This window comes from Marinomonas ostreistagni (assembly GCF_016888445.1).
GTDB lineage: Bacteria > Pseudomonadota > Gammaproteobacteria > Pseudomonadales > Marinomonadaceae > Marinomonas > Marinomonas ostreistagni.
Map to the genome: position 1 here is coordinate 283,714 of NZ_JAFEKF010000003.1, position 26,415 is coordinate 310,128.

Consider the following 26,415-nt stretch of genomic DNA (forward strand, 5'->3'; position numbering starts at 1 on the left):
GCGTTGGTTAATCTTTCGTTAGAGCAATTAGTGGCCCAGTGTCACACTTGGGTTAAGACGCTAATGCCTCAAGACAGTGCCCATGATTGGGCGCATTTGCAACGGGTGGTGGCTACTGCCCAGCGCTTAGCGCAAGCAGAGCAGGCGGATCTCAAGGTCGTCACGGTTGCTGCTTGGTTGCATGATCTGGTCAATTATCCCAAACATCACCCTGAGCGACAGTTAGCGTCGCAAGCGGCGGCGCAGCAGGCCGGTACATTGTTGGCGCAACAACAGCTTCCGCAAACCTTTATCGAGGCCGTACAGCATGCCATAGCCGCTCACAGTTTCAGTGCCAAGATAGCACCGCAAACCATCGAGGCGAAGGTTGTTCAGGACGCGGATCGATTGGATGCGTTGGGCGCCATAGGCATGGCGCGTTGTTTTATGGTGGGTGGTGCCTTGCAACGGGCACTGTATGATTTTGAGGATCCTTTCTGTCAGCAGCGTGCGCCTGATGATCAGGCCTTTACCTTGGATCACTTTTATCAGAAATTATTACGACTTGAGCAAAGCTTTACGACCCAAGCTGGACGTGAAGAGGCGGCCCAGCGCACTCAGTTTATGCGCCAATTTTTAGGACAGCTTAAGCACGAGATCAGTCCCGAGTTTGGTTGGGATACTGACTTAGGTTAACCGCCATGCGTTCGGCTGTGGCTAGAAATTGCGTCAGTTGTTGCTCGTCGATCCCTTTTGTCATGGCGTGGAGCGCTTCTAGGTCATATTGCTCAAGTTCATTGAAGCAGGCGCGACCTTGATTAGATAGCTCCAGAAAAAAGCTGCGTTTATCCTCTTGATTCTGACATTTAAATATCAACCCTTGCGCTTCGAGCTCTTTAATTAAGCGCGTGATTTGACCTTTATCACGCCCTGAAAGATGCGCCAGCTGTAGGGCTGTGCAGCGGTCGTTATCATGGATTAATTTGAGCATGATGAAATACAAGGGAGACAGCGGCACATTATTTTGTTCCATCGCAAAACGCATGGCGCGGCGTAAGCTCGAAATAATGTTAATGATAGCGCTTTGGATATCGCGTTCTTTATCGTGGTTCGTCATGATCAGTACTCGATTTTATTCATGCTTCGTGGACCAAGCTTAACAAAAATTCGCTTTGATAGCTGTGTCATTATGTAGCTTCAATCAAAAACGTTTCAGACTGGTCTTGTTTCATAACGTAGGCGGTCAAGGTCATATCTTGGCATGGCCCACTGATACAACGACCAGTGTGCGGTAAAAATTGCGCAGCATGATGTTGGCACTCGATCAGTGACGCGCTGTCATCAAGACAGTGCTCTGTGCCTAGTCGCTTATTTTGGTGCGGACACTGGTTGCGATAGAGGTACAGCTTACCTGCGTGTTTCAAAGCGATAAAACTGTACTCTTGTACGGAAAAGACCAGATCTTGATCGTCTTGCAGGGCGTCAATATGGTGCGTAATCGCTTTTGGTAAAAGCAGTGGCGGTAGGCTCATGATGTGGTCTAATTGTTAGGAAAACGTATCGATACTGAAAATTCTAATAATCGCCCATATTACTCAATTGCTGAGTGCTTGTGACCCCTTTATACTCGCCCCCATGACTAAAAAATCCTCCCCATCAGCAAAAAAAACGTCGGCAAAGCGCACTCCCAAAAAGTCTAACAAGAAGACGACAAAGGGCGCAAAGCGCTCGTCTTGGTTACGCACGTCATTTAAGTGGTTGATCATCATTGGTCTATTGGCCAGTGTGCCTTTCGCTGCTTGGATATGGTGGCTGGATAAACAAGTGGTGGCACGTTTTGAGGGCCAAAAATGGCAGGTGCCCGCAGAGGTGTACAGTGCGCCTACCGTATTGAGGGATGGCTCGCTTTGGCGCAAAGCGGATTTAGAGGCCTTGCTGATGGATGTCGGCTATCGTTTTGGGCGTAACAGCGAGAAAGTTGGCTGGGCGGCTCGTAGTCAAACTAAGGTGAGTGCGCATTTGCGCGCTTATACCGATCACGAAGGATACCATCCGGCGGCTAGGCGGGTATTCTCTTTCCCTAACGGGCGGTTGCAGATCCAAGACGTGTCGGGCAAACGCTATCCCTATGCCACGTTGGAGCCACAGAAAATTGGCTACTTATATGGTGGTAATACCGAAAACCGTGACATTCTGGTTTATGAGCAGATCCCCAAAAGTTTAATCCAAATCTTAGTGGCGACGGAAGATCGCGACTTTTTCGAGCATATGGGCATTTCTATCACGGGGATTGCCCGTGCTGCGCTAGTAAACGTGACCTCTGGTAGTCGTCGCCAAGGGGGCTCGACTCTGACTCAGCAGCTGATTAAAAATATGTTTTTGAGCTCTGAGCGCACCTACCGCCGTAAAATTACGGAAGTGTTTATGGCGCTCTTGTTGGAGTACCGTTATAGCAAGCAAGACATCATGACGGCTTACGTTAATGAGGTATATTTGGCCCAAGATGGCAGTAATGCGTTGCACGGTTTTGCAGCGGCCAGTCAGCATTTTTTTGGTCGCCCGTTAAACGAGCTCAACATTGATGAGCAAGCTCTATTGGTCGGTATGGTCAAAGGCCCTTCGTTATACAATCCTAGACGCAATCCTGAGCGCGCCCAACAACGCCGCAATGTGGTGTTGTCATTGTTGGTTGAGCAGGGGCGTTTAGCCGCGACCGATGCGGCGGTACTTAAAAAGCAACCGTTACGCTTGGCTGATAAAGGACGCCAACGCTCGGTGTTTGGCGATTACTTAGACTTAGTGTCGATGCAGCTTGAGCGCGACTTTGATCAAGCGACGTTAGCGACGGAAAATTTGCGTATCTACACCGGTCTTGATGTGCGAGCCCAGCGTGCCGCGATGGCGGCGATGCATGATCAGGTAGCGCGCTTAACCAAAGAACGCCAAGCGCTCAAGGGGCTGCAAGGTGCGATGGTGGTGACCGATCGCTTGTCTGGGCAAGTGCGCGCGGTCGTTGGCTCATCTGATGAATATTACAGTGGCTTTAACCGCGCTTTGGGTGCCGTGCGGCCCATCGGTTCGCTGGCTAAACCGCCGATTTATTTAACCGCAATCGCTTCAGGGCGCTACACCTGGTGGGATCGTCTGCAAGATGAGCCCAAGCGTTTTCGAGTAGGACAAGATATTTGGGAGCCACAAAACTACAGTCGTAAAACTCATGGCGAGGTGCCTTTGTATGTGGCCTTAGCCAAGTCCTATAACCTAGCCACCATTGATTTGGCCAGTGAGCTAGGGTTTGATCGAATTGCTCAGACGTTGCGTCAGTTAGGTGTTAAACGACCCTTTACCATGTATCCGTCGGTGGCGTTAGGATCACTTGAATTGTCGCCGTTTGAGGTGGCGCGATTGTATCAGCCGATCGCTTCCACAGGTGTGAGTAGCGAGCTGGGGATCGTTTTGTCCGTCATGGATCAAGAAGGTAAAGTTCTCAAGCGCTTTGATCGCAGTACTGATGTGCCATTTACGCAAGCGGCGCTAGGAGTCACTCTAGCAGGCATGACCAAATCTCCTGAAATGGGGACGGCGCGGGCTGCTCAAGCCCAGCTACCTAACTTACGCTTTGCTGCTAAGACGGGCACCACCAATGACCAACGCGACAGCTGGTTTGTGGGGATTTCTGATGATTATTTGGCGACCGTGTGGCTTGGCCAAGATGATAATCGCCCCATGAGTATTACGGGCAGTTCGGGAGCGCAATGGGTATGGATCGATTTTGCCAAACAATTGCCACAAAACTCTCTACAGCGGGCTTTGCCAGAGGGCGCAAATTATTATCAGGTGAAAACTGATGAGTTTAAAATCGCTGCAGATCGTTGCGATGAGAAGGTGAGTTTGCCGTTTATTGAAGGCACTCAGCCACGTGAATCAACCAGTTGTTTTTGGCCATTTTAAATAGCGTTTAATTATTGATGAAGTCAATGAATTGTTAACATAGGTCTGCTACTATCCAAAAAAAGTAGTATCAGATTCTTGCCTTTGAGTTTAAGAAAAGAGCTGCATTAATGTATTAGCCGATGGAGTGATTGAAGCTCAATGTTAACACGTTGTTTTTGTCACAGTATTGTTCGTCGTTTTAAGCCTTTTGCCTGCTTTGCGTTATTGGTATTAAGCAGCGTTCAAGCGGCTCAGGCGGAGGAAGAAGTGCAGCAATGCAAGCTGCTGACTGCGACAGGTAATCCTGAGTATCCGCCATTTTTATGGGGTAAAGATGAAAGTGGGCACTTACATGGCGCGGTAGTGAAGTTGCTAGACCAGTTGTCGAAACGCATTGGCATAAAGATAGAGACTGTGTATGTTGGGCCTTGGTCTCGGGCGCAGCAAGAAATCCGATCAGGACGTGCAGACCTGATGGCAGGCGCGTTTTATACCTCTGGTCGAGCGGATTACATGAGCTATTTTGCCACTCCGATGATGTATACCAAAAGCTCTGTCTGGCAAGCCCATGATGCCACCTTCGAATACCACAGTTGGGAAGACTTAAAAGGGCGCTGGGGAGTGACGGTTATAAACAACAGTTTTGGCCAAACCTTTGATAATTACGCTAAGCAAAATCTAAATATCTTATCTGTAGCAAGTGTCGAACAAGCCTTCTCAATGTTAGCTGCTGGCCGTGCAGATTATGTGCTCTATGAGCGCAGCCCTGGTATTGCCTACGTTGATCATTTAGGGCTAAACGATAAAGTCGTCGCAGTGGACCCTGCTATCAGTAGTGAAGGTTTATTTTTAGCGTTATCAAAGAAGTCGCCTTGTAATAATCAGATATTGAAGCAACAGATCAATGATGCCCTAAGAGATCTGGTTCAGGAGGGCGTGCCTAAGGCCGTGTTGTTGGAATCTTTTACCAATTGGTCGCGTCAGTAATGATCGCACTAAATTAAAAAGGCCGAGAGTTTGCGCTCTCGGCCTTTTTTTAGGCATCAGGACGCAGGCGTCGATACAGTGCGAGCCACTGATCACAAGCTTTATCCCAGCTGTGATCTTGATTCATGGCGGTGGTCTGTAAGGTGCGCCAGCGTTCGGTGTCGGCAAAGGTATGCAGAGCCCGTTGGATCGTCTCGCCTAATGCTGTTGTGCTGGCATCGTAGAACACAAAGCCATTGGCCTCTGGACCGTCTTCAAAAACCGTATCGGCTAAGCCGCCGGTATGACGTACTAGCGGTAAGGTGCCGTATTTCAAAGCGTACAGTTGCGTCAGACCACACGGTTCAAAGCGCGATGGGATTAATAGCACGTCAACGCCTGCTTGTAGGCGGTGTGAGTAAGCTTCGTCATAGCCGATACGAATACTCACTTGCTCTGGGAAGCGTGCCTGTAGATTCAGGTATTGTAACTCTAGCGCTTTATCTCCAGAGCCTAGTAACACTAGCATGGCGCCTTGTTCTAGTGCTGGAATAATAGCTTCAGGAATTAGGTCGAGACCTTTCTGCTCGGTGAGGCGGCTCACCACGCCAAAAACCACAGCATCAGCGCGCTCAGGCAGATTATTCTCACGCTGCAGTGCCAGTTTGTTTTTCAGCTTGCCATCAAGGTTGTTAGCAGTGTATTGCTGCGCGATATGACCATCTCGCTCCGGTGACCATTCGTTGTAATCTACACCATTTAGAATACCGCTTAGTTTGTGTCGCAGGGCAGCAAGCGTACCATCTAAACCATCGCCAAAAGCAGGTGTAAGGATTTCAGCGGCGTAAGTCGGGCTCACTGTGGTGATGGCGTCGGCGTAAACCAGCCCCGCTTTAAGGGCAGAATAGCGGCCGTAAAACTCCATGCCATGCAAGGAAAGGAGTTCATTGGACAGGCGCGTCTCAGGGTAGCTTGCTAGGTCAAAACTGCCGTTGTAGCGCAAGTTATGCACAGTAGTCACGATTGGGATATGGTTGAGCTTCCAGCTTTTAAGATAGGCTGCGGCAAAACCGGTTTGCCAATCGTTGAGGTGTAAAATGTCGGGCTGCCAACCTAATAAGTGGCCATGTTGCGCGACAAAAGCGCAGGCCCAAGAGAAGGCTGCAAAGCGTAAATGGTTGTCTTGAAAGTCTTGACCTTGCGGGTCCAGATAGGGGCCTCCTTCGCGTTCGAAGAGGCTTTGGCACTGCACAAGATAAATTGGCAACTCGCTATCCGGCAGGGTTGCCTGCAGCAAGTGTAGGTCACCCACACCAAATGGATTGCCAAGATTGACGCTTTGGTGAATGGCGCTGACCTTTTCAAGCATGCCTGAGTAGGCGGGCATGATAACTTGAATATCGAGTCCTTTTTGGCGTAAGGCGACGGGTAATGCTCCGGCAACATCTGCAAGACCGCCGGTTTTAATAAGAGGATGTATTTCAGATGATGCGAAGAGTATTTTCATAATTCCGTTTTCGTATTGATTTAGTAATATGACCAGAGTATATCTAAATAAATGCCTAGTGTGGTGTTAGGCTTGGATAAATTGTAAAGGTGAAATATGGATTTAAATGCCGCGCGTATGAAAACACTTTCGTTGATTCTAGCGGGAGGTCGAGGATCAAGACTGAAGCAATTAACCGATCACAGGTCCAAGCCAGCGGTGCCAATCGCCGGTAAGTATAAAATCATAGATTTTCCGCTGTCCAACTGCATTAACTCTGGGATGAGAAAAATTGCAGTGCTGACACAGTATCGCTCGCACACCCTAAATCAGCATGTACAGCGTGGTTGGAACTTTTTGCGTTCGGATTTCAATGAGTTCATCGAGCTTTGGCCTGCCCAGCAACAAACCGGTGAAGAGTGGTACCGTGGTACCGCCGATGCGGTGTATCAGAACTTCAAGATGATTGATTCACTTGATAGTGAATACATTCTTATCTTGGCGGGGGATCATGTGTATCGCCAAGATTACAGTCTGATGTTGCAAGAGCATATAGAGAACAATGCTGATGTGACGGTAGCGTGTATCGAGGTGCCGATCAAAGAAGCTGACCAGTTTGGCATTATGCATGTAGATGAAGACGACAATATTATCGCCTTTGAAGAAAAGCCCACTAACCCGCCTACCATGCCAGGTAAACCTGACGTATCTTTGGCCAGCATGGGGATTTATATCTTCAGCACGCAGTTTTTGCGCGATAACTTGATGAATGATGCCCAAGACTGTGAGTCTAGTCATGACTTTGGTAAAGACTTAATTCCATTGTTTGTCGGTCGCTCAAAAATTAAAGCCCATCACTTTTCTAAAAGCTGTATTCAAAACGATAGTTACCCAGATAAACCTTATTGGCGCGACGTAGGTACCTTGACCGCTTATTGGGAATCCAATATGGATCTCACAAAACTGGTGCCGGAGCTTGATCTTTATGACGAGTCTTGGCCGATTCGCACCACCCATTACCAGCGACCTGCCGCTAAGTTTAACTACAACTACGAGGAGCGTATCGGTACGGCATTAAATTCTGTGGTGTCTGCGGGATGCATCGTATCAGGCTCAACCGTTGAGCAATCGATTCTGTTTAATAATGTGCGCGTGAACTCTTATTCACATGTTAAGAAGTCCGTGGTGTTACCACGCTGTGATATCGGTCGTTATTGTCAATTAACCAATGTGGTGGTGGATTCGGATACGCATATTCCGCCGCATACCATTATTGGCGAAGACCCTGTTGCAGATGCTGAGCGCTTTTACCGGAATGAAGATGGCATTGTGTTGGTGACACAAGCCATGGTCGACAAGCTGGAGCCTGTGACATAGGGAGTCCCCAGAGCAGCTAGTTTGAGACTGGCTGCTCTATGCTTTGGGGCACGACACGTTGCACACGATAACCTTTGCGCTCGAGTTCTTTCTGTATACTGTTAGGTCCAGTCAAATGTAATGCCCCCACCACAACAAATGTTGTGACCCGCCGCGTTGGTGATTGATTCAAATAAATACTAATGACATCCGCCATATGGCGATTGCGACGATCGAGTAAGAACGTCATCATCGGTTTTAAGTCAGGATTATCCAGCACGTCTTGATAGACAAAGTTATACAGCCCGTCGGCATCACCTTCACGCCAATACTCAGTCATTTGTGCCATATAATCGCTATCATCCATTTGCGTCAAACTGCTTTTGAGCATGGCGAGTTGTGCTCGAAAAGGCGCGTTGGCTATGGCATTGATTTGCTGTGTTAAGGTTTCTAGCTCAAGGATAGGGAGCTGGCGTTCTTGTGCGCGCGTCAAAAAATGCAGGTCAATGCCGTAGTTGGCGTCATAGTTGGCTTGTTTGAGTTGGTGCTGGGTTAATTGTTCGACCAGCATCCAAGGGCGTAGGTGAAGAGCGCGTTGATAGTCGCTACCACTTGTCTCAGCGTAATGTTTAAGCTGATCAAGTTCATGGTCACTAAGATAGGCTTCTAAAGTATGTCCTGCTGGCAACCACATTTTGCTTTGTACTAAGCGTGCCGAGGTATTGGCATCCAACGTTTGTGGGTTGAGTTCGACGGCTAAGCGATCAGCTTGGGCAAAAGCCTCCTGATACACTGACGGTAGAGGATAGTAGTCTTGTGTCAGAGCGTGGATTGAGCCCACTAAGTAAACCAGTGCCCCTTGATGTTGTACCTGCCACATAAAAGGCAAGTTCTGGGCGTGGCTAAGGCCTGAGTACACTAGTACTAAGCAAATGAAAGCGCTAGACTTGATGAAATTTTTTAGGGCATGCATAAGGTCATAGTGCGGGCAATAAAACACAGTGGCTTATCCCCGCTGCTTGTGGATAACCCCTGTAGAGACTATGTGATAACTTGCTCAAAGCCTTTAATTGTGGGCGTTGAGACAGGTTAGTATATTTATTCTCCAGTGGCGATACAAAGCCTCTATATGACCGTTGAGAAGCCATGCCAAAGTTTGATTGAGGATCTTTATATGTTTACTGGTATTGTTCAAGGTATGGCGCAAGTTGAGTCCTGTCAAGCAGATGGACGCAATATGCGCTTACAAATCCGTTTTCCTCAAGGCATCATGCTTAATCAGCAGCTCGGTGCAAGTGTTGCGATCAATGGTGTGTGTTTAACCGTCGCGAAGATGGAAGCCGATATCCTGACCTTTGATGTGATTGATACCACTCTTAATCTCACTAACATCGGTACGTTAACACCTGGCACACAAGTTAACTTTGAGCGTGCCGCCAAAATGGGTGATGAAATCGGTGGGCACGTAATGTCTGGCCATATTATGACGACCGTTACTGTGCGTCAGGTAGAGCAGGTGAAGGAGAGCTACCACTTACGCTTTGCGGTGGATAATCCAGAAGTGGACGCGCGCCGTTATTTATTTGATAAAGGTTATGTGGGCTTAAATGGCGCCAGTTTGACCATCAGTGATATTGGCGATGACTGGATCGAAGTATCTTTAATTCCTGAAACTTTACGCTTAACCACATTTGGCCTGCTTAAAGAGGGTGATAAGGTCAATCTAGAGATTGATGCGCATACGCAAGCGACGGTTGATACGGTGGAGCGTGTGTTAAAGCAGCGCGGCATCGTTTTGCCCTAGTGAATGCGTAACTTAGGCGCGCAACCGTTGAAATAAATGGTGTCTAGCACGGATTTTCGATAGAATGCGCGCCATATTTTACCCTGAGAACCTGTTTATAAGTCTTTTACTCGCTGTTTGATGACATCAAGATAGTTGGCTTATCAACAGGTACTCTTATAGAAATCGCTTTTAAAGTGTGAGTGTAACGTGTCAAACAATCTAAAGCACATCCGAAATTTTTCTATCATAGCGCACATTGACCATGGTAAATCGACCTTAGCCGATCGTTTTATCCAGAGCTGTGAAGGTTTGAGCGAGCGTGAAATGGCCAACCAAGTCTTGGACTCGATGGACATTGAACGTGAGCGCGGCATTACCATCAAGGCACAAAGTGTGACGTTGGACTACGATTCAGCCGACGGTAACACCTACCAACTTAACTTTATCGATACCCCAGGACACGTGGACTTTTCTTACGAAGTGTCGCGCTCATTAGCGGCCTGTGAAGGCGCTTTGTTGGTGGTCGATGCGGCACAAGGCGTGGAAGCACAGTCCGTCGCTAACTGTTATACGGCAATCGAACAAGGCCTTGAGGTCATGCCGGTGCTTAACAAAATCGACTTGCCACAAGCCGACCCAGTGCGTGTGGCAGAGGAGATCGAAGAGATCATCGGTATCGATGCTACCGATGCGGTGACTTGTTCGGCCAAAACTGGCATGGGCGTGGAAGATGTCCTAGAGCGCTTGATCAAAACTGTTCCACCACCAGAGGGTGATACCGAAGCACCTTTGCAAGCTTTGATCATCGATTCATGGTTTGACAACTATCTAGGCGTGGTGTCTTTGGTGCGTATCAAGCAAGGTACGCTGCGCAAAAAAGACAAGATCTTCATCAAGTCGACTAAGCAAACGCATCCAGTAGATATGGTGGGTATCTTTACGCCTAAGCGTACTGAGACCGGCGTGTTGCGTGCAGGTGAAGTAGGCTATGTAGTGGCCGGTATCAAAGATATCTTAGGTGCGCCAGTGGGTGACACTATTACTCATACGCATACGCAAGATGTGCCTATGGTCTCAGGTTTCCAAAAAGTGAAGCCGCAGGTCTACGCTGGACTTTTCCCAGTCAGTGCAGACGACTACGAAGATTTCCGTGAGGCATTGGGCAAGCTGACCCTAAACGATGCTTCATTGTTCTACGAACCAGAATCCTCTGACGCGCTAGGCTTCGGTTTCCGTTGTGGCTTCTTAGGTATGCTGCACATGGAAATCATCCAAGAGCGTTTAGAGCGTGAATACGATTTGGATTTGATCACTACGGCACCGACAGTAGTGTACAAGGTTGAGCTTAATAACGGCGATATTATCGACGTTGATAGCCCTTCTAAAATGCCCGATCCAGGTACGATCAAAGAAATGAGCGAGCCGATTGTTGAGGCCAACATTCTAGTACCGCAAGATTATTTGGGTAACGTAATCAACTTGTGTGTTGAAAAGCGTGGTATTCAAAAAGATATGCAGTACATCGGTAGCCAAGTGCAGTTGCGCTACCACTTGCCGATGAACGAAGTGGTGTTGGATTTCTTTGATCGCCTTAAATCTTGTAGCCGTGGTTTTGCGTCACTGGATTACTCATTCCATCATTTTGAAGCGGCGCCATTATGTCGTTTGGATATTTTGATCAATGGTGACCGAGTGGATGCGCTTGCTTTGATCATGCACCGTGACAACGTTCAAACCAAAGGTCGTGCGTTGTGTGAAAAAATGAAAGAGTTGATTCCACGTCAAATGTTTGATGTCGCGATTCAAGGCGCTGTAGGGGCGAAAGTGATTGCGCGTACGACGGTAAAAGCGATGCGTAAAAACGTTACTGCCAAGTGTTACGGTGGTGATGTAAGTCGTAAGAAGAAGCTGTTGCAGAAGCAGAAAGAGGGTAAGAAACGTATGAAGCAAGTAGGTAACGTTGAAGTTCCTCAAGCTGCGTTCTTAGCCGCCTTACAAGTAGACAGCTAGTAGGATCTATCAGAGCCGCAAACCTGCGGCTCTTTTTCTTGGAGAAATAGCATGGATTTTGATTTTGAGTTAATCCTGGCGCTTGCTTTCATCGTGACCTTTGCTGCTTGGATCTACGATCGTATTGTATATGCCCCAAAGCGTAAGGCAGTGCTGGCTGAAATGGCGCCACAAGCGAGTGCCGCATTGGATAAGAATGCAAAGCAAAAGTTGGCTGATACACCTAAGTGGCTGACAGAAGTGAAGTCCTATTTTGTCATCATTGCGGTGATTTTTGGTTTGCGTTCATTTGTGGTAGAACCGTTTCAGATACCTTCAGGTTCTATGTTGCCAACTCTGGAAATTGGTGACTTCATCTTAGTTAATAAGATCGACTATGGTTTACGTCTACCGGTTTTGAATACCACGCTGATTCCGACTACGGAGCCTGAGCGCGGTGATGTGGTGGTGTTTAAATACCCGCAAAACCCGAGTTTGAACTATATTAAACGCATGATCGGTTTGCCGGGTGATGTGATTAGCTATCACAACAAGCGTTTAATGGTGAACGGTAAGCTAGTTGAGGAAGACTTACTAGCTGAATTACAGACTTCTTTGAATCCAAGTCGTGAACCTGCCGCGGTGTATCGTGAAGACCTCGCTGGCGTGTCACATGACATTTATAAGAGCTACCGTAGCAATCCTTTGGAAGGGGATTGGGTGGTGCCTGAAGGGCATTACTTTGTCATGGGTGACAACCGTGATAACAGTGCGGACAGCCGTGTTTGGGGCTTTGTACCAGAACAAAATTTAAAAGGCCGAGCGTTTTATGTTTGGTTGCATTGGGATGAGTTTTTCAGTCTCCCAAGCTTTAAGAATAATGGTTTAATTGATTAGTACTTTTTGGAGAAATTTTGAGCTCTCTTTATGACAAACTGTGTCGGCGCATTGGTTACTTTTTTGCCGACCTTGGACTGCTAGAATTGGCGTTAACACACCGTAGTTTCGGTGGTAAAAACAATGAGCGCCTTGAGTTTCTAGGAGACTCGATTTTGAATTATGTCATCGCTGAGGACCTGTTCCATCGCTTTCCTAAAGCAAAGGAAGGGGAGTTAAGCCGACTGCGTGCTTCGCTAGTAAAAGGCGATACCTTGGCGGAGTTGGCACGCGAATTCAAATTAGGTGATTTTTTGAAACTCGGCGCTGGCGAATTAAAAAGTGGTGGCTTTCGTCGTGATTCCATCCTAGCGGATGCGGTTGAGGGAATTATCGGTGCCATCTACTTGGATGCTGGTATGGATGTTTGCCGTCAGCACATTTTGGAGTGGTACAAAGAGCGTCTTAATGCAACGTCTTTAAAGGTTGTGACCAAAGATGCGAAAACACGTTTGCAAGAGTTTTTGCAAGCTCGTAAGCATGCGCTGCCTCAGTATGAAGTAGTCGATATTGTTGGTGAGCCGCATGCGCAAACTTTCTTTGTCCACTGCCAAATTGAGTTGTTCGAAGTGCCGATAGAAGGCCAAGGCAACAGCCGTCGTATTGCTGAGCAGAACGCTGCTGAAAAAGCCCTAAAAGAGTTGGAAAAGAACTAGATGCATAACGAAGAAACGTTTCAAGAGATTACCCACTGTGGATTCGTCGCCATTGTTGGTCGCCCAAATGTCGGCAAATCAACACTGATGAATCACATTTTGGGGCAGAAACTATCGATTACATCGCGTAAACCGCAAACAACGCGTGATCAGATTCTAGGTGTGCAAACTCGCGGCCATATTCAAACTGTCTATGTCGACACGCCTGGGCTTCATAAAGGTCAAGATAAAGCGATTAACCGCTATATGAACCGCACCGCCTCGTCGGCGTTAAAAGATGTCGATCTCGTGCTTTTTGTGATCGATGCTGAGCGCTGGACAGAAGAGGACGATGTGGTGTTGTCACGGGTCCGCTACGCTGAGTGTCCGGTGGTGTTGGTTGTCAACAAAGTAGATAAGTTGGAAGAAAAAGACGAGCTTTTGCCGCGTTTGGCGCAGCTGTCTGAAAAAATGGAATTCGCGCAAATTGTTCCTATCTCAGCTTTGCGCAACAAGAACTTGGATCGTCTCGAAAATCTAGTAGAGAGCTATATTCCAGAAGGTCAGCAATACTACCCTGAAGATCAAATTACTAACCGCAGTTCGCGCTTTTTGGCGTCTGAGATCGTGCGTGAGAAGATTACTCGCCAGCTGGGTCAAGAAGTACCTTATGAGGTGGCGGTGCAAATCGAAGAGTTTGTCTTCGAAGGGTCAACCATTCATATCAGTGCCTTGATTCTGGTAGAGCGAGATGGTCAAAAGCGTATTATTATCGGTGAAAAGGGCTCAAAGATTAAGCTGATCGGTAAAGAAGCGCGCATTGATATGGAGAATTTGTTCCAGCAAAAGGTCATGCTTAACCTGTGGATCAAAGTGCGCTCAGGTTGGTCAGACGATGAACGCGCTCTGGCGAGCTTAGGCTATCAAGATGATTAAGCCGTGCAAGCGAAAGGTTATGTAATTCATACCCGCCCGTTTCAGGACGATAAAGTTCTGCTAGACCTTTTTACCCTTGAGGCGGGGTTGGTTCGCGGTGTATGGCGCAAAAAACAAAAAGAGACTCGGGTGTCCCCCGGGTCTTTTTTGTTACATGAGTTTGAGTTAAGCGGCAAATCCGAACTAAAAAACATCCGCTCAGCAGAGCCACTTGAGGCGGGGATGGCTTTGCAGGGGCGTGCCCTTTACTGTGCCTTTTATGTGCATGAGTTGCTCGAGCGTTTGGCGCCGTTGAATTTGCCGCTGGTGGATTTATTTACCTTGTATCAATGGCTGATTTCACACTTGGCTCAAGATGTGCCTGCCGCGCCCTTACTGCGGCGTTTTGAAGTAGGGCTGTTTGATGAGCTAGGTATGGCTATTAACTTGCAGTCTACCGCGCGTGGTGAGGTAGTACATAGCGCTCAGCTGTATCAGTTTCATAGTAAGATTGGCTTGCGGCCGTATTTTGGTGAGCAGCCCAAGATTAAGCCCTTAGTGTTTTTAGATGGTGCCGCGGCCCAAGCTTACAGTGAGGGGCGTTGGGGGGATAAGACGGTGCTAGCGTTGGCCAAAGAGCTGCATCGCGCTTGGTTGGATCAAGCCTTGGGTGGGCGTGTGCTTAAGTCTCGTTCGTTGTTACCGGTCAGCTCTTATGAGGGAGCGCGTCTGTGGCAAGTGCCACTGTTTAAAATGGCACGAGAGTAATAATTGGAGTCGGTATGATTATTGGAATTGGCACGGATATCGTAGAAATTACACGTATTCGCACCTCTTACGAGCGTTTGGGGATGCGGTTTGCTAAGCGCATTTTAACCCCAGTTGAGTTGCAGCAATTTGAACATTTATCGCCAGAGCGAGCGGTGGCGTTTTTGGCGAAACGATTTGCAGCGAAAGAAGCTGCAGTCAAGGCGTTGGGAACTGGGATCGGAAATGGTGTCAGTTTTCAGCACTTTACGGTGCGTAACTTGGCCTCAGGCAAGCCGGTGCTAGAGGTGGCAGCAGAGGTGTGTCAACATCTTGAAGGTGAGCTAAGCTGGCAGCTTAGCTTGTCAGATGAGCAGACGTTTGCTGTGGCGTTTGTGACGCTTGAGACCAAGGGATAACCGCAGCAATACTTTCTAACTGTTCGATCGCTTCCATGAAATCTTGATAGACCTCATCTACCTCATCAAAACCTAACTCTTTTAGGTGCGTTTCCAAGAAGTTAGCGTGCTTTATTACTTCAATGCAGCCTGTGTATTTACTAGCTCCGTGAATACGGTGCACCGTAGCAATGAGTTTGTCGAGCTCCTGATTGGCAAACTGATGCGGCAGCAGGCGCTTATCCTGCTTTAATGTATCCATGAACATATCAAAGATCTCTTTTGCCGCGCTGATGTTTTGGCTGGTCATGGCGACGGCTTTATCGACGTCAAAGATTTGACGGATTTCATCGTCCACCAAAGTGCTTAGACTCTGGTTTTTAGTGCACCACTCGTTGATAGTGTTGAGGAGAATTTCTTCATTAACGGGTTTGGTGAGATAAGCATTCATGCCGCTGGCAAGCATGGAGCGTTTTTCTTCCTCCAGCGCATGAGCCGTCAAAGCGATGATTGGTACGTCCTTATAGTCATCGCGTTGGCGCAGTTGTCGCGTCGCTTCCATACCGTCCATTTGTGGCATTTGGATGTCCATGAGGACCAGATCAAACACTTCCTGTTGCGCCAGCTCAAGTGCCTGAATGCCTGAATTAGCCAGTGTTAGCTGGATGTTATGAGGCTTTAGCCAGTGACCCAGTAACTGTAAATTAACCGGGGTGTCATCGACCGCCAAAATATGCAGAGCGGCAAAAGGACTGTCTGATTCGGCTTGCTCGACGACGGGTGTTGGATCTGATGTGACGGACGTTACGCTGGTCTGGGTATCGCTCAAACGTTGCTCAAGCAGGGTTTGATGCAGCTTACTTGGGCTGACAGGTTTAAGTAGTACGCTATCTACCAGTTGATAGAGTGTGGATTGTGGTTCGATATAACTACTAGGTTTGGTCATTAAGGTGCAGTGAATGCCAAAGCGAGTTTGTAGGTATTGCACTAATTCAGCGGTTTCACTGATCGAACGTTCAGTGTGATCCACATGCAGCAATGCTGCATCATAGCCCGTTTGGCTCAAATGAAGAGTCTGCATCAATTGCTCTATGGAGCTGCTGATCTCATATGTTACGCCTAATTGTTGGACAAAAGAGCCGATATGATCACGATACTGTTTGTTGGGCTCAAGGATAAGCAGGTGTTGGTTTAGCGACTCATAAGCTGAGTCGGCTTTGCTTGAAGGTTTTAGCTGGATGGTGAAGTGAAAGTTTGAGCCGCGGTTGGGTTCGCTTTCTACATCAATCTTACCGTTCATTTGTTCGATGAGTTTGCGGGTAATGACTAGACCAAGGCCTGTTCCGGCGTAATTGCGGGAGCTGCTTGGATCCACTTGCGAAAACGGTTTGAATAATTGATTAAGATTACTGGCAGGGATTCCGATGCCCGTGTCTTTTACTTGAATTTGGACTTCAATTTGCTCGCCTTCATGGCTCAACATGGAGGCGATTACCTCTACTGAGCCTGTTTGGGTAAACTTGATGGCGTTGCCAACTAGGTTGGTCAGAATTTGTCGAATGCGAATGGCGTCACCTTTCAGCCATTCGGGCAGTTCAGAAGAGAATTTTGGGATTAAGTTAAGGTCTTTTTCGTCGGTCAGCAAGGTGGAAGAGAGTGTGTGAAATACCTCTTCAATCAATTCGCGTAGGTTAAAATCGCTTGGCTCAAGCACTAGTTTTCCAGACTCAATTTTGGAAAAGTCGAGAATGTCACCGATGGTGGCGAGTAGGTTGTGAGTCGATTTTTCGATGGTGTCGACGTAGGTTTTTTGCTGGTTTTCAAGTTGATCTTTTTGCAGCAGCTTGGTGTAGCCTAAAATTGCATTAAGCGGTGTGCGTACTTCATGGGAAATGTTAGCCAGAAATTGGGTTTTGAGTCGGTTGGATTCCGTCGCTTCTTTGTTGGCGATATACAATTGTGCGCTTTGTTCTTCCAATTGAATTGCGTTCTGGCGCGTTTCTTGAGTGATTTGCTCAATCTCTGTTTCTAGCTCATGACGATAATTGGCGAGTTTATCGGCAATGTAGGTTAAGTCGTCGTTTAATGATGCCATGTATGGCGGAAAGGTCAGTGCATGAGCTTTTTGATACTCACCATTGGCAATATGCGCCAGCGCCTGAGTGAGGCGATCGTAAGGTGGTGCCGTTTTATTGACGATATAGCGACAGATAAGTAAACAAATAAGGGCTGCTAAAAGCCCGTAAAACAGAAAAAATACACAGAGTTGAATGATGTCTAGTGTTAAGCCTTTAGTGGAGATGGTGAGCTCTATCCAGCCTAGTAAGTCTTTGTTCTGACCGCTTTGCATGCCGATTGCGTCTGCCAGCATCAGTGCGGCAGCATTGCCTGTGGAGGAAAGTGAGCTGGCGGCGAGGCTACTGTTTGCTTGGTAAAAGATTGGCGCAACGACAACGTAAGCATGATCACCAAGGTAAGCACTTTTTAGATCGCTTGTTAGTGTCTCATGCGCAATATTGTGACCCGCTTGATTTAATACGTCTTTGTTAGAGTCGTAATAGGTGACACCAATGACGTCTTGCTGTTGCAGCAGATCTTGGGTGTTAGTTGCGACTAGGGCGCTGTCGTTTAGTAGTAGTGCGTATTCGCTGGCGTTAGCAGACTGTTGCGTTAGGTGTTGATTGATCTGCTCAAAATGTAGCTTCTCTCCCCAAGCTTCAAACCAAGCCATTAAGCCGCTGGAGACGATAATAAACGCTATAATAGGTAAGGAAATGGCTTTCCATAGTTTCTGTTTTACAGCCGAAGGAGAGGTGTCAGACATTTCCTATTTCTCTACTAAAACTTCAATAGCATGCTATGTTACCTTTGTTTTTACGTCGTGCACACTCTCGCTCATAGTTTTCACATGCCAGTACCTTGGTACGAGAAGGGTTGCTAATGGTTTTACATTCACGCCACTTTTGACGTAGTTCAGCATCTGGAATATCCGCTGATGGGCCAGCGAACATATCACATCCAGATAATGTTAGTGCCCCAAGCACTGTACCTAGAAGCAGATAATTGCGCATAATTGGTTCCCCCAATGCAATGATATAGACCTAAATTTATAACCACTATTTATTTTATTATGGTTTCAAAGTGCTTTCTAATAGCTTCTGGTAAAAAAGCGTAAAGTCCGCCATTTAATCCACTTTTTAAGTAATCACTATTTTATGATCGAATATCCAACAATTGAGTCTATCATCGGCAATACGCCGGTTGTTAAATTGCAGCGTCTGAATACGCGCTCTAGCAATACTATTTTGCTAAAGCTTGAAGGTCAGAATCCGGCCGGATCGGTAAAAGACCGCCCGGCATTGAATATGATCGCTCAAGCTGAACTGCGTGGTGAAATTCAGCCTGGTGACAGTCTTATTGAAGCGACCAGTGGTAATACCGGTATTGCGTTGGCGATGGCGGCTGCGATCAAAGGATATACGATGCACTTGATTATGCCGGACAATATGAGTCAGGAGCGTAAGTCTGCTATGAGTGCTTATGGTGCAGTATTGCACTTGGTTTCTAAAGAAGAAGGTATGGAGCGCGCCCGTGATTTAGCGCTTGAGATGCAGGCCGAAGGTAAGGGCAAAGTTTTAAACCAATTCGGTAATGACGACAATCCAAGTGCTCACTACACGTCGACAGGCCCTGAGATTTGGCAGCAAACACAGGGTACGGTGACGCACTTTGTTAGTTCGATGGGTACGACAGGTACTATTATGGGCATTTCAAAGTACTTAAAAGAGCAAAACCCTGAGATTCAAATCGTCGGCTTGCAGCCTTCTGAAGGCAGTAGTATTCCTGGAATTCGACGTTGGCCGAAAGAGTATTTGCCAACCATCTTTGATGAATCACGCGTCGATCAGGTCATGGACATTGAGCAACAGGAAGCAGAGGTGATCATGCGTCGCCTTGCTCAAGAAGAGGGTATCTTTTGCGGTGTTTCTTCAGGTGGTGCGGTGAGTGCAGCCCTACGCTTATCTGAGCAAGTGGAGAATGCCACTATCGTGGTCATTATTTGTGACCGGGGTGATCGTTACTTATCAACGGGTGTGTTTAACGGCTAGTTAAAATGAGGCATAACCCCTAGGTCGAGCTCTCTGGATACGGTATCATGCGTCCATTCATTTACTGCTAGAGATCTCACCTTGAAACGTCATTCGTCTAACCGTTCTCGATCTAAATCGTCACCGCCAGCTGTTGCCACCTTTGTGATTGAAGATACCACTCATGAAGGCAACGGCGTCGCACGTCAAAATGGTAAGGTGACCTTTGTGGCGGGGGCGATTACAGGTGAAACCGTTGAAGCGAAAGTTGTCAAAACCGGACGCCAGTTTGATCAAGCAGGGCCAATTAAGTGGTTAGAAGTTAGCCCGCACCGCGTCTCATCGCCTTGTCAATATTTTGCTCAATGTGGCGGCTGTCAGCTTCAGCATATTGATATCTCAGAGCAGCGTAACGTAAAGGCGAACTGGTTAAGCAATCAATTTCGCAAATTATCATTGCCAGAAACGCTAACCCGTTTAGAGGGTGAGCCGTTAGGGTATCGTCGTCGGGCACGCATAGCCACTTTCGCTAAAGGTGGCGAAGTCAACATCGGCTTTCGTGCGCAAGCGAGCAATGAGATTATCGATGTCCACAATTGTGTGGTGTTGACTTTCCCGCTGCAAGAGGCGTATCAATCCTTACGTGAGGCAGTTAAAGGCAGCACTATTGCTGGCAAGATTGGTCATATTGAGTTACTGGAAGACGCGGCTGGCGTAACCGTGATTCTTCGTTTGACACGTGCTGTTGATAGCGCTGATCGCATGCCAATTGAGCAATGGGCCGCTGAGGCTAAGGTGAATTTGTTCTGGCAGGCGCCAGAACAAGATCGTATTGAGCAAGCAGAGCCAAGCCATTATGTAGTCGATGAACAAACGATTCAATTCCATGCACAAGACTTCATCCAAGTAAACGCCGACATTAATCAAAAAATGGTGCAGCAGGCCATGGCTTGGTTGGATGTGTCGAGAGAAGATACGATATTGGACTTGTTCTGTGGTGCAGGAAACTTCTCTTTACCTCTGGCACAACGTGCTGGGCGAGTGCTAGCGGTCGAGGCCTTGGAGAGTATGGTGGCGATGGGGCGTGAAAACGCGGCCCGTGCAGAGCTTGATAACCTAGAATTTATGGCGGCGGATTTAACCCAAGCGCCGCCAAATCGTTTGAAAAAAGCTAAAATCAGCAAAGCGTTGCTGGATCCGCCGCGTGCCGGAGCGTTTGAGTTTCTGCCGACATTAGTGCGCTTGAAACCAAAGCAAATTTTGTATGTCTCTTGTAATGCTGCAACGCTGGCACGGGATGCCGCCTACTTGATCGAGCAAGGGTATCGTGTAAGCAAGGTATGCATGATGGATATGTTTCCGCAGACGTCTCATGTTGAGACCATGATGTTGCTGCAGAATTAAGTTGTTATCAGAAGGGTAATTATATGGTTACGGTAAGAAAGGATCACCCGGTCTTAGCAGACGGCTCCGTGGATATTGATACGTGGATGATTCAGTTTGCGGATAAAGTGGACGAAGGTAGCCGAGTACCGTTACGCATGGCTTGTGAGTTGGCACGCCAGGCGGAAGCTGTCTCTGGCAAGTCATCGTTCTGGGGGCCGCAAGCAAGTACCTTCCGAGCCGGGCTTGAAATGGTGGAGATCTTATCTGAATTCCGTGCCGATCAAGACTCTCTGGTGGCTGCGGCTTTATATCGTGCGGTACGTGAAGACCAGCTTGAATTAACCAAAGTCAGTGACATGTTTGGCCGTAAGGTGGCGTCGTTGATTGAAGGGGTGATTCGCATGGGCGAGGTGTCGAAGAACTTATCCAAAGACACCAGTGCAGAAGTCTTAGGCAGTCATGACAATCAGCTTGAATCTCTACGCAAAATGCTCGTGTCGATCATTGATGATGTGCGTGTTGTATTAATTAAGCTGGCAGAGCGTGCTTGCGCCATCAAAGAAGCCAAACACCAAGATTCAGACCGTCAAGAGTCGGTCGCCTTAGAAGTGCAGAGTGTTTATGCTCCTTTGGCCCATCGACTGGGTATCGGTCACATTAAGTGGGAATTAGAAGATCTTTCATTCCGCTATCTTTACCCAAATGAATACAAGCGCATTGCCAAATTAATCGACGAAAAGCGCCTCGATCGTCAGCAATTTATTGATGATGTTATTAGTGTGTTGCGTGAGCGTATGGAAGCCATTGATATTCATGCTGACATCATGGGGCGGGCAAAACACATTTATAGTATTTGGCGTAAGATGCGCCGCAAGAACATCGGCTTTGATGAAGTCTATGATGTGCGAGCAGTACGCATATTAGTCGACGAGCCGATGCAATGTTATGGCGTACTGGGTATCGTTCATAACCTCTGGAAACCCATCCCGCAAGAGTTTGACGATTACATTAGTAACCCTAAATCCAATGGTTATCAGTCCTTACATACCGCGGTGGCGGGTCCTCAAGGCCGTGTTTTAGAGATTCAAATCCGTACTCATAAAATGCATGAAGATGCTGAGTTAGGGGTCTGTGCACACTGGAAATATAAAGGCACAGACCTAAGCTCCAACAGCTCAAGCTATGAAGAAAAACTACAGTGGTTAAGAACCATTTTGGACTTCCATGAAGTGCAAGGGGACCTTGAATCGCTTAGCGAACAAGTCATGAATGACATCGAGCAAGACCGCATCTATGTGTTTACCCCTGATGGTCACGTAGTGGACTTACCAACCAACTCAACCCCCGTTGACTTTGCTTATCGTGTGCATACTGAGATTGGTCATCGCTGTCGTGGCGCGAAAGCCAACGGTAAAATTATCTCTCTGGTGACGCCGTTACAGACGGGGGATAAAGTCGAAATTCTCACCACTAAAGAAGGCGGTCCTAGTCGCGATTGGCTGCATCCAACTTTAGGGTATGTGAACACCAACCGCGCCCGAGCCAAAATTCAGAGCTGGTTTAGAAAAGAAGACCGCGAGAAAAATCTTGAGGCGGGCAAATCAGTATTGGATAAGCAGCTCAAGCGCTTAGGCATTGAAGAGAGTAAGCTAGACTTTACCACCATCGCCGAACGCTTCAATTTTGCCAACGGTGATGAGGTTTATGTCTCACTGGGCGCAGGCGATATTCAACTGTCACGTGTGTTGCGCATCATCGATGAGCTATACGGTCTAGATGGTAGCTCTGAGCCACGTCCGATTCGTCTTAAGAAAAGTCGCCATAAAAACTCCGATAATGATGTACATATTCGTGGAGTTGGCAAGTTGTTGACGCAAATGGCAAAGTGCTGCTCCCCCATTCCGGGCGATGATATCATCGGTTATATCACGCAGGGGCGCGGTGTATCAGTGCACCGCCAAGACTGTATTAATGTCGCCCAGCTGCAATTAGAAGAGCCAGAACGTATCGTCGAGGTAAACTGGGGTGAGGAGGTTGATAATCTCTACCCAGTCAATATCCAAGTTCAGGCCTACGATCGCACTGGCTTGCTCAATGATATTACTGCCTTGTTAGCCAATGAAAAGGTCAACCTGTTGTCCATGAATACCTTGTCTGCCAAGGCCGATCACACCGCTTCTATTCGTTTTACGATTGAAGTGGGTGAAATCAGCTCATTATCAAAGCTACTACATCGGATTAATCAGCTACCCAACGTGTTAGATGTATTTCGGGAGCGTGATCAGTGAAGTACGACACGGATGACTTACTTGCCTTAATGACCATGTTGCGCGACCGCCAATACGGTTGTCCTTGGGATATTCGGCAAGACTTTTCAACGATTGCTCCTTACACCATTGAAGAAGCGTACGAAGTGCTAGACGCCATCGTGCGTGGTGATCGCCAAGACTTAAAAGAAGAGTTAGGAGATTTGCTATTTCAGGTGGTGTTTCACGCGCAGATGGCAAGTGAAGAAAACGCGTTTAATTTTCAGGATGTAGTGCATGGTATTGTCGCGAAAATGTTGCGCCGTCATCCACATGTCTTTCCTGATGGCAGTTTTGATAGTTATGCGTCAGGGGTAACTTGGTCAGAAGCCGAAATAGCCCAGCAGTGGCAGCTGATTAAAGCCCAAGAAAAGGCTCAAAAGGGTGAATCCGCTCAAGTAGACAGCTTGTTAGACACAGTGCCAGAAACCTTGCCGGTACTAACACAGGCGGTGAAGTTACAGAAAAAGGCCAGTACTGTCGGGTTCGATTGGGACGATGTGGCGCCCGTGTTCGATAAGATTCGTGAAGAATTGGACGAACTGGAGCAGGCGGTTAAAACATTATCCCAAGACGAGGTGGAAGCGGAGCTTGGTGATGTTTTATTTGCCGTAGCCAATTTGGCACGACACTTTCGCCTCTCACCGGAGCAGGCGCTGATGCGTACCAATGTGAAATTTAGGCGTCGTTTTGGTTATATAGAAACGGCACTCAGTAAACAAAATAAGCCCGTAACGGATTGTTCTTTAGGTGAGTTGGATCAATTGTGGGAGCAAGCTAAAGCTCAAGGGCTCTAAACTTACTGGCTCGTGTACACGAGTGTTTTATCAATAAGGAGACGAATTGTGACTGACCGTCAGGCCTCGTTACGAGAAAACGTGCGTTTGTTAGGGGATTGCTTAGGGGAGACCATGAGCAATCATTTGGGAGAACGCTTCTTAGATACGGTTGAAAATATTCGTCGCTTATCTAAAGATGGTCGCCAGAGTGGTGACTCTAGTGCCTTAATTGAAGCGCTCGAGGCCTTGGATGACAAAGACATCGTGCCCGTTGCACGAGCTTTTAACCAATTCTTAAACCTGTCAAATATCGCTGAGCAATATCATCGTGTACACCGTCGTCGTACTAATGAAAGCTTGGGTATCTATAAAAACCCGATTGGTGACTTGTTAACGCGTTTACATGAGCAAAACTTCAGCGCTGAGCAGATGGTTGGCGCCTTGCGTGAGCAGGCCATTGACCTCGTTCTGACTGCGCACCCAACCGAAGTTGTACGTCGCTCGCTGATCCGCAAATATGACAATATCTCCAGTGAGCTAGAAGCACTCGACAAAGACAACATTCTGCCGCTTGAAGAAGAAAAGCATGTTCGCCGCCTGAATGAAATTATCACGCAAGCTTGGCACACAGATGAAATCCGTGAAGAGCGCCCAACGCCTGTCGATGAGGCTAAGTGGGGCTTTGCGGTGATTGAACAATCACTTTGGGAAGCTGTACCACGTTTCTTCCGTCAGCTAGATGAGCAGTTTCGTCAGTACACCGACGAAGAGCATTTACCACTAGACTTAGCGCCGATCCGCTTTGCCACATGGATGGGCGGAGACCGTGATGGTAATCCAAACGTCACCCATACGGTGACGGAGGAAGTGGTTATCTTAGCGCGCTGGATGGCAGCTGATTTATACCTTAAAGATCTAACTCACCTGCGCTCTGAACTGTCGATGACGGACTGCAATGACGAGTTGCGTGAGCGTGTGGGTGACAGTGCTCAGCCATACCGTGAGCTGGTTCGTCGTCTTGAGCGCAAGGTTGAGCATACCAAGAAATGGGCCTATGCCCGTTTGCAAGGCGAAAGCGTCAGTGATGAAGGCGTTATGCTGGACAATTCTGAACTGATGGCTGATCTGACCTTGTGCTACCAGTCGTTACTCGATTGTGGCATGAAAGTAGTAGCCAACGGCGCTGTAATGGACTTAATCCGCCGTGCCGCGACGTTTGGTATGACGCTGGTGCGTTTAGATGTGCGCCAAGATGCGTCAAAGCATATCGAAGCGCTTTCTGCGATCACCCGTCATTATGGTTTAGGTGATTACGCCGAGTGGGATGAAGCCTCTCGTCAAGCGTTCTTGTTGGCTGAGTTGAACTCAAAGCGTCCTCTATTGCCGACCACTTGGGAGCCAGAGCCTATGGTAAAAGAGGTGCTAGACACCTTTAAAACCATCGCTAGCGGTTACCAGAACTCGTTTGGTTCGTACGTGATCTCTATGGCGAGTGCACCGTCTGATGTTCTTGCGGTGGCTTTGCTACTGAAAGAATCTGGTGTGACCTTCAATATGCGCATTGCGCCACTGTTTGAGACATTAGCCGATCTTGATAACGCAGAGCCAATCATCGAGCAGTTATTTAGCTTGCCTTGGTACAAGGCCTACATTAACGGCCATCAAGAAGTGATGATCGGCTACTCTGATTCGGCCAAAGATGCTGGACAGATCGCGGCGACGTGGGGGCAATACCGTGCTCAAGAAGCCTTAACGCAGCTGTGTAAAAAACATGATGTGCATCTGACTTTGTTCCATGGTCGTGGTGGTACCGTCGGTCGTGGCGGCGGCCCTGCGCATGTAGCGATCTTGTCTCAACCACCAGGCTCAGTACAGAACTCGATCCGAGTTACCGAGCAGGGCGAGATGATTCGCTTTAAATTCGGTATTCCTGACATCGCTGTGCGCTCGCTAGAGCTCTACTGCTCGGCGGTCATGGAAGCATCGATGATCCCAGCTGAAGCGCCAAAAGCCGAATGGCGAGCGCTGATGGACGAAATGGCCGAAGAAGGCATGAATCAGTATCGCGCAATCGTACGTGGTCATGAAGACTTTGTGCCTTACTTCCGTACCATCACACCAGAGCAAGAGCTTGCCAAGCTGCCGTTAGGGTCACGACCAGCGCGTCGTCGCTCGGATGGTGGTGTTGAAAGTTTACGTGCGATCCCATGGATCTTTGCCTGGATGCAGATTCGTATGATGTTGCCAGCATGGCTGGGCGCAGAGAGTGCGCTGCAGCAAAGCATCGATTCAGGGAATCTAGAAAAGATTCGCGATATGCATAAAAACTGGCCGTTCTTTAGCGCCTACTTAGATATGCTTGATATGGTGTTGGCAAAAGCTGAGCCTGAAATCGCTGAGTACTACGAAAAACGCTTAGTACCTGCCGAGTTGCAAGGTCTAGGTCATTTGCTGCGCCGTAAGCTAGATCAGGTACGTGAACTGGTTAAAGAAATTAAGCAGCAAGAACGCCTGATTGAAGACAACAAGACGATTCGTCAGTCGATTGATGTGCGCAACCCATACATCGATCCATTGCATTATCTACAGGCTGAGTTACTGCACCGCAGTCGTAAAGATGAGAACAATACCGCGGCTAATAAAGCCTTGATGATTACCATGGCGGGTATTGCCAGCGGTATGCAAAATACAGGCTAGCCTAGCAATATTGTCAGAAATACGTAACATAGC

22 protein-coding genes are annotated in these 26,415 nt (G+C 47.8%); 16 read left to right on the forward strand and 6 right to left on the reverse strand.

Features of this window, described 5'->3' with window-relative positions; all coding sequences use genetic code 11:
* Positions 1-3: 3 nt before the first annotated feature.
* Positions 4-675 (forward strand): HD domain-containing protein, encoded by a 672-nt coding sequence (locus tag JQX58_RS11110; RefSeq protein WP_239090301.1) that lies wholly within the window; start codon positions 4-6, stop codon positions 673-675.
* On the opposite strand, the gene JQX58_RS11115 is transcribed toward JQX58_RS11110, so the two are convergent.
* A complete protein-coding gene (locus tag JQX58_RS11115) occupies positions 638-1,096 on the reverse strand; it encodes a MarR family winged helix-turn-helix transcriptional regulator (RefSeq protein WP_204146924.1) in 459 nt (152 codons plus the stop codon). The two genes, JQX58_RS11110 and JQX58_RS11115, sit on opposite strands and share 38 nt — an antisense overlap.
* 70 nt (positions 1,097-1,166) lie before the next feature.
* A complete protein-coding gene (locus JQX58_RS11120; RefSeq protein WP_204146925.1) occupies positions 1,167-1,511 on the reverse strand; it encodes a Rieske (2Fe-2S) protein in 345 nt (114 codons plus the stop codon).
* A 226-nt stretch (positions 1,512-1,737) separates the two neighbouring features.
* On the opposite strand from JQX58_RS11120, the gene mrcB reads away from it, so the two are divergent.
* Positions 1,738-3,930, forward strand: a complete 2,193-nt coding sequence (mrcB, locus tag JQX58_RS11125) for a penicillin-binding protein 1B (protein WP_239090302.1) — start codon at positions 1,738-1,740, stop codon at positions 3,928-3,930.
* Between the two features lie 141 nt (positions 3,931-4,071).
* Positions 4,072-4,899 carry a substrate-binding periplasmic protein gene (locus tag JQX58_RS11130; RefSeq protein WP_204146927.1) on the forward strand — a complete coding sequence of 276 codons (828 nt, stop codon included), beginning with the start codon at positions 4,072-4,074 and terminating at the stop codon, positions 4,897-4,899.
* Positions 4,900-4,948: 49 nt separating this feature from the next.
* Here JQX58_RS11130 and glgA read toward each other — a convergent pair whose 3' ends face one another.
* Positions 4,949-6,385 (reverse strand): glycogen synthase GlgA, encoded by a 1,437-nt coding sequence (glgA, locus tag JQX58_RS11135; RefSeq protein WP_204146928.1) that lies wholly within the window; start codon positions 6,383-6,385, stop codon positions 4,949-4,951.
* 96 nt (positions 6,386-6,481) lie between these two features.
* Between glgA and glgC the strand changes: the two genes are divergently transcribed.
* Positions 6,482-7,741 (forward strand): glucose-1-phosphate adenylyltransferase, encoded by a 1,260-nt coding sequence (gene glgC / locus JQX58_RS11140; RefSeq protein ID WP_204146929.1) that lies wholly within the window; start codon positions 6,482-6,484, stop codon positions 7,739-7,741.
* Positions 7,742-7,757: 16 nt separating this feature from the next.
* Here the strand turns inward: glgC and JQX58_RS11145 are convergent, their stop codons facing one another.
* A complete protein-coding gene (locus JQX58_RS11145; RefSeq protein WP_204146930.1) occupies positions 7,758-8,600 on the reverse strand; it encodes a TraB/GumN family protein in 843 nt (280 codons plus the stop codon).
* A gap of 294 nt (positions 8,601-8,894) precedes the next feature.
* Here JQX58_RS11145 and JQX58_RS11150 point away from each other — a divergent pair, with 294 nt between their 5' ends.
* The 7 genes from JQX58_RS11150 (at position 8,895) to acpS (ending at position 15,147) form a co-directional block, all read left to right on the forward strand.
* Positions 8,895-9,524 carry a riboflavin synthase subunit alpha gene (locus JQX58_RS11150; RefSeq protein ID WP_204146931.1) on the forward strand — a complete coding sequence of 210 codons (630 nt, stop codon included), beginning with the start codon at positions 8,895-8,897 and terminating at the stop codon, positions 9,522-9,524.
* Positions 9,525-9,713: 189 nt separating this feature from the next.
* Positions 9,714-11,516: a translation elongation factor 4 gene (lepA, locus tag JQX58_RS11155; RefSeq protein ID WP_204146932.1), complete on the forward strand. Its 1,803-nt coding sequence runs from the start codon at positions 9,714-9,716 to the stop codon at positions 11,514-11,516.
* 51 nt (positions 11,517-11,567) lie between these two features.
* Positions 11,568-12,392 (forward strand): signal peptidase I, encoded by an 825-nt coding sequence (gene lepB / locus JQX58_RS11160; RefSeq protein WP_204146933.1) that lies wholly within the window; start codon positions 11,568-11,570, stop codon positions 12,390-12,392.
* Positions 12,393-12,409: 17 nt separating this feature from the next.
* Positions 12,410-13,087, forward strand: a complete 678-nt coding sequence (gene rnc / locus JQX58_RS11165) for a ribonuclease III (protein WP_204146934.1) — start codon at positions 12,410-12,412, stop codon at positions 13,085-13,087.
* Positions 13,088-14,002 carry a GTPase Era gene (gene era, locus JQX58_RS11170; protein WP_204146935.1) on the forward strand — a complete coding sequence of 305 codons (915 nt, stop codon included), beginning with the start codon at positions 13,088-13,090 and terminating at the stop codon, positions 14,000-14,002.
* Positions 14,003-14,005: 3 nt separating this feature from the next.
* Positions 14,006-14,749, forward strand: a complete 744-nt coding sequence (recO, locus tag JQX58_RS11175) for a DNA repair protein RecO (protein WP_204146936.1) — start codon at positions 14,006-14,008, stop codon at positions 14,747-14,749.
* A 14-nt stretch (positions 14,750-14,763) separates the two neighbouring features.
* Positions 14,764-15,147 (forward strand): holo-ACP synthase, encoded by a 384-nt coding sequence (gene acpS / locus JQX58_RS11180; protein ID WP_204146937.1) that lies wholly within the window; start codon positions 14,764-14,766, stop codon positions 15,145-15,147.
* Here the strand turns inward: acpS and JQX58_RS11185 are convergent.
* On the reverse strand, positions 15,086-17,950 hold the full coding sequence (locus JQX58_RS11185) for an ATP-binding protein (RefSeq protein WP_204146938.1): 2,865 nt from the start codon (positions 17,948-17,950) through the stop codon (positions 15,086-15,088). The two genes, acpS and JQX58_RS11185, sit on opposite strands and share 62 nt — an antisense overlap.
* A 22-nt stretch (positions 17,951-17,972) precedes the next feature.
* Positions 17,973-18,197, reverse strand: coding sequence for a hypothetical protein (locus tag JQX58_RS11190; RefSeq protein WP_204146939.1), 225 nt, complete (start codon positions 18,195-18,197; stop codon positions 17,973-17,975).
* 144 nt (positions 18,198-18,341) lie between these two features.
* Between JQX58_RS11190 and cysM the strand changes: the two genes are divergently transcribed.
* From cysM to ppc, 5 genes are all read left to right on the forward strand, one after another.
* Positions 18,342-19,235, forward strand: coding sequence for a cysteine synthase CysM (gene cysM, locus JQX58_RS11195; protein ID WP_204146940.1), 894 nt, complete (start codon positions 18,342-18,344; stop codon positions 19,233-19,235).
* A gap of 81 nt (positions 19,236-19,316) precedes the next feature.
* A complete protein-coding gene (rlmD, locus tag JQX58_RS11200; protein ID WP_204146941.1) occupies positions 19,317-20,618 on the forward strand; it encodes a 23S rRNA (uracil(1939)-C(5))-methyltransferase RlmD in 1,302 nt (433 codons plus the stop codon).
* A 23-nt stretch (positions 20,619-20,641) separates the two neighbouring features.
* Entirely contained in the window at positions 20,642-22,888 is a 2,247-nt protein-coding gene (relA, locus tag JQX58_RS11205; protein ID WP_204146942.1) for a GTP diphosphokinase, read from the forward strand.
* On the forward strand, positions 22,885-23,703 hold the full coding sequence (mazG, locus tag JQX58_RS11210; protein ID WP_204146943.1) for a nucleoside triphosphate pyrophosphohydrolase: 819 nt from the start codon (positions 22,885-22,887) through the stop codon (positions 23,701-23,703). Before relA ends, mazG begins: the two co-directional genes overlap by 4 nt.
* A gap of 48 nt (positions 23,704-23,751) precedes the next feature.
* On the forward strand, positions 23,752-26,382 hold the full coding sequence (ppc, locus tag JQX58_RS11215; RefSeq protein ID WP_204146944.1) for a phosphoenolpyruvate carboxylase: 2,631 nt from the start codon (positions 23,752-23,754) through the stop codon (positions 26,380-26,382).
* The last annotated feature ends 33 nt before the right edge of the window (positions 26,383-26,415 follow it).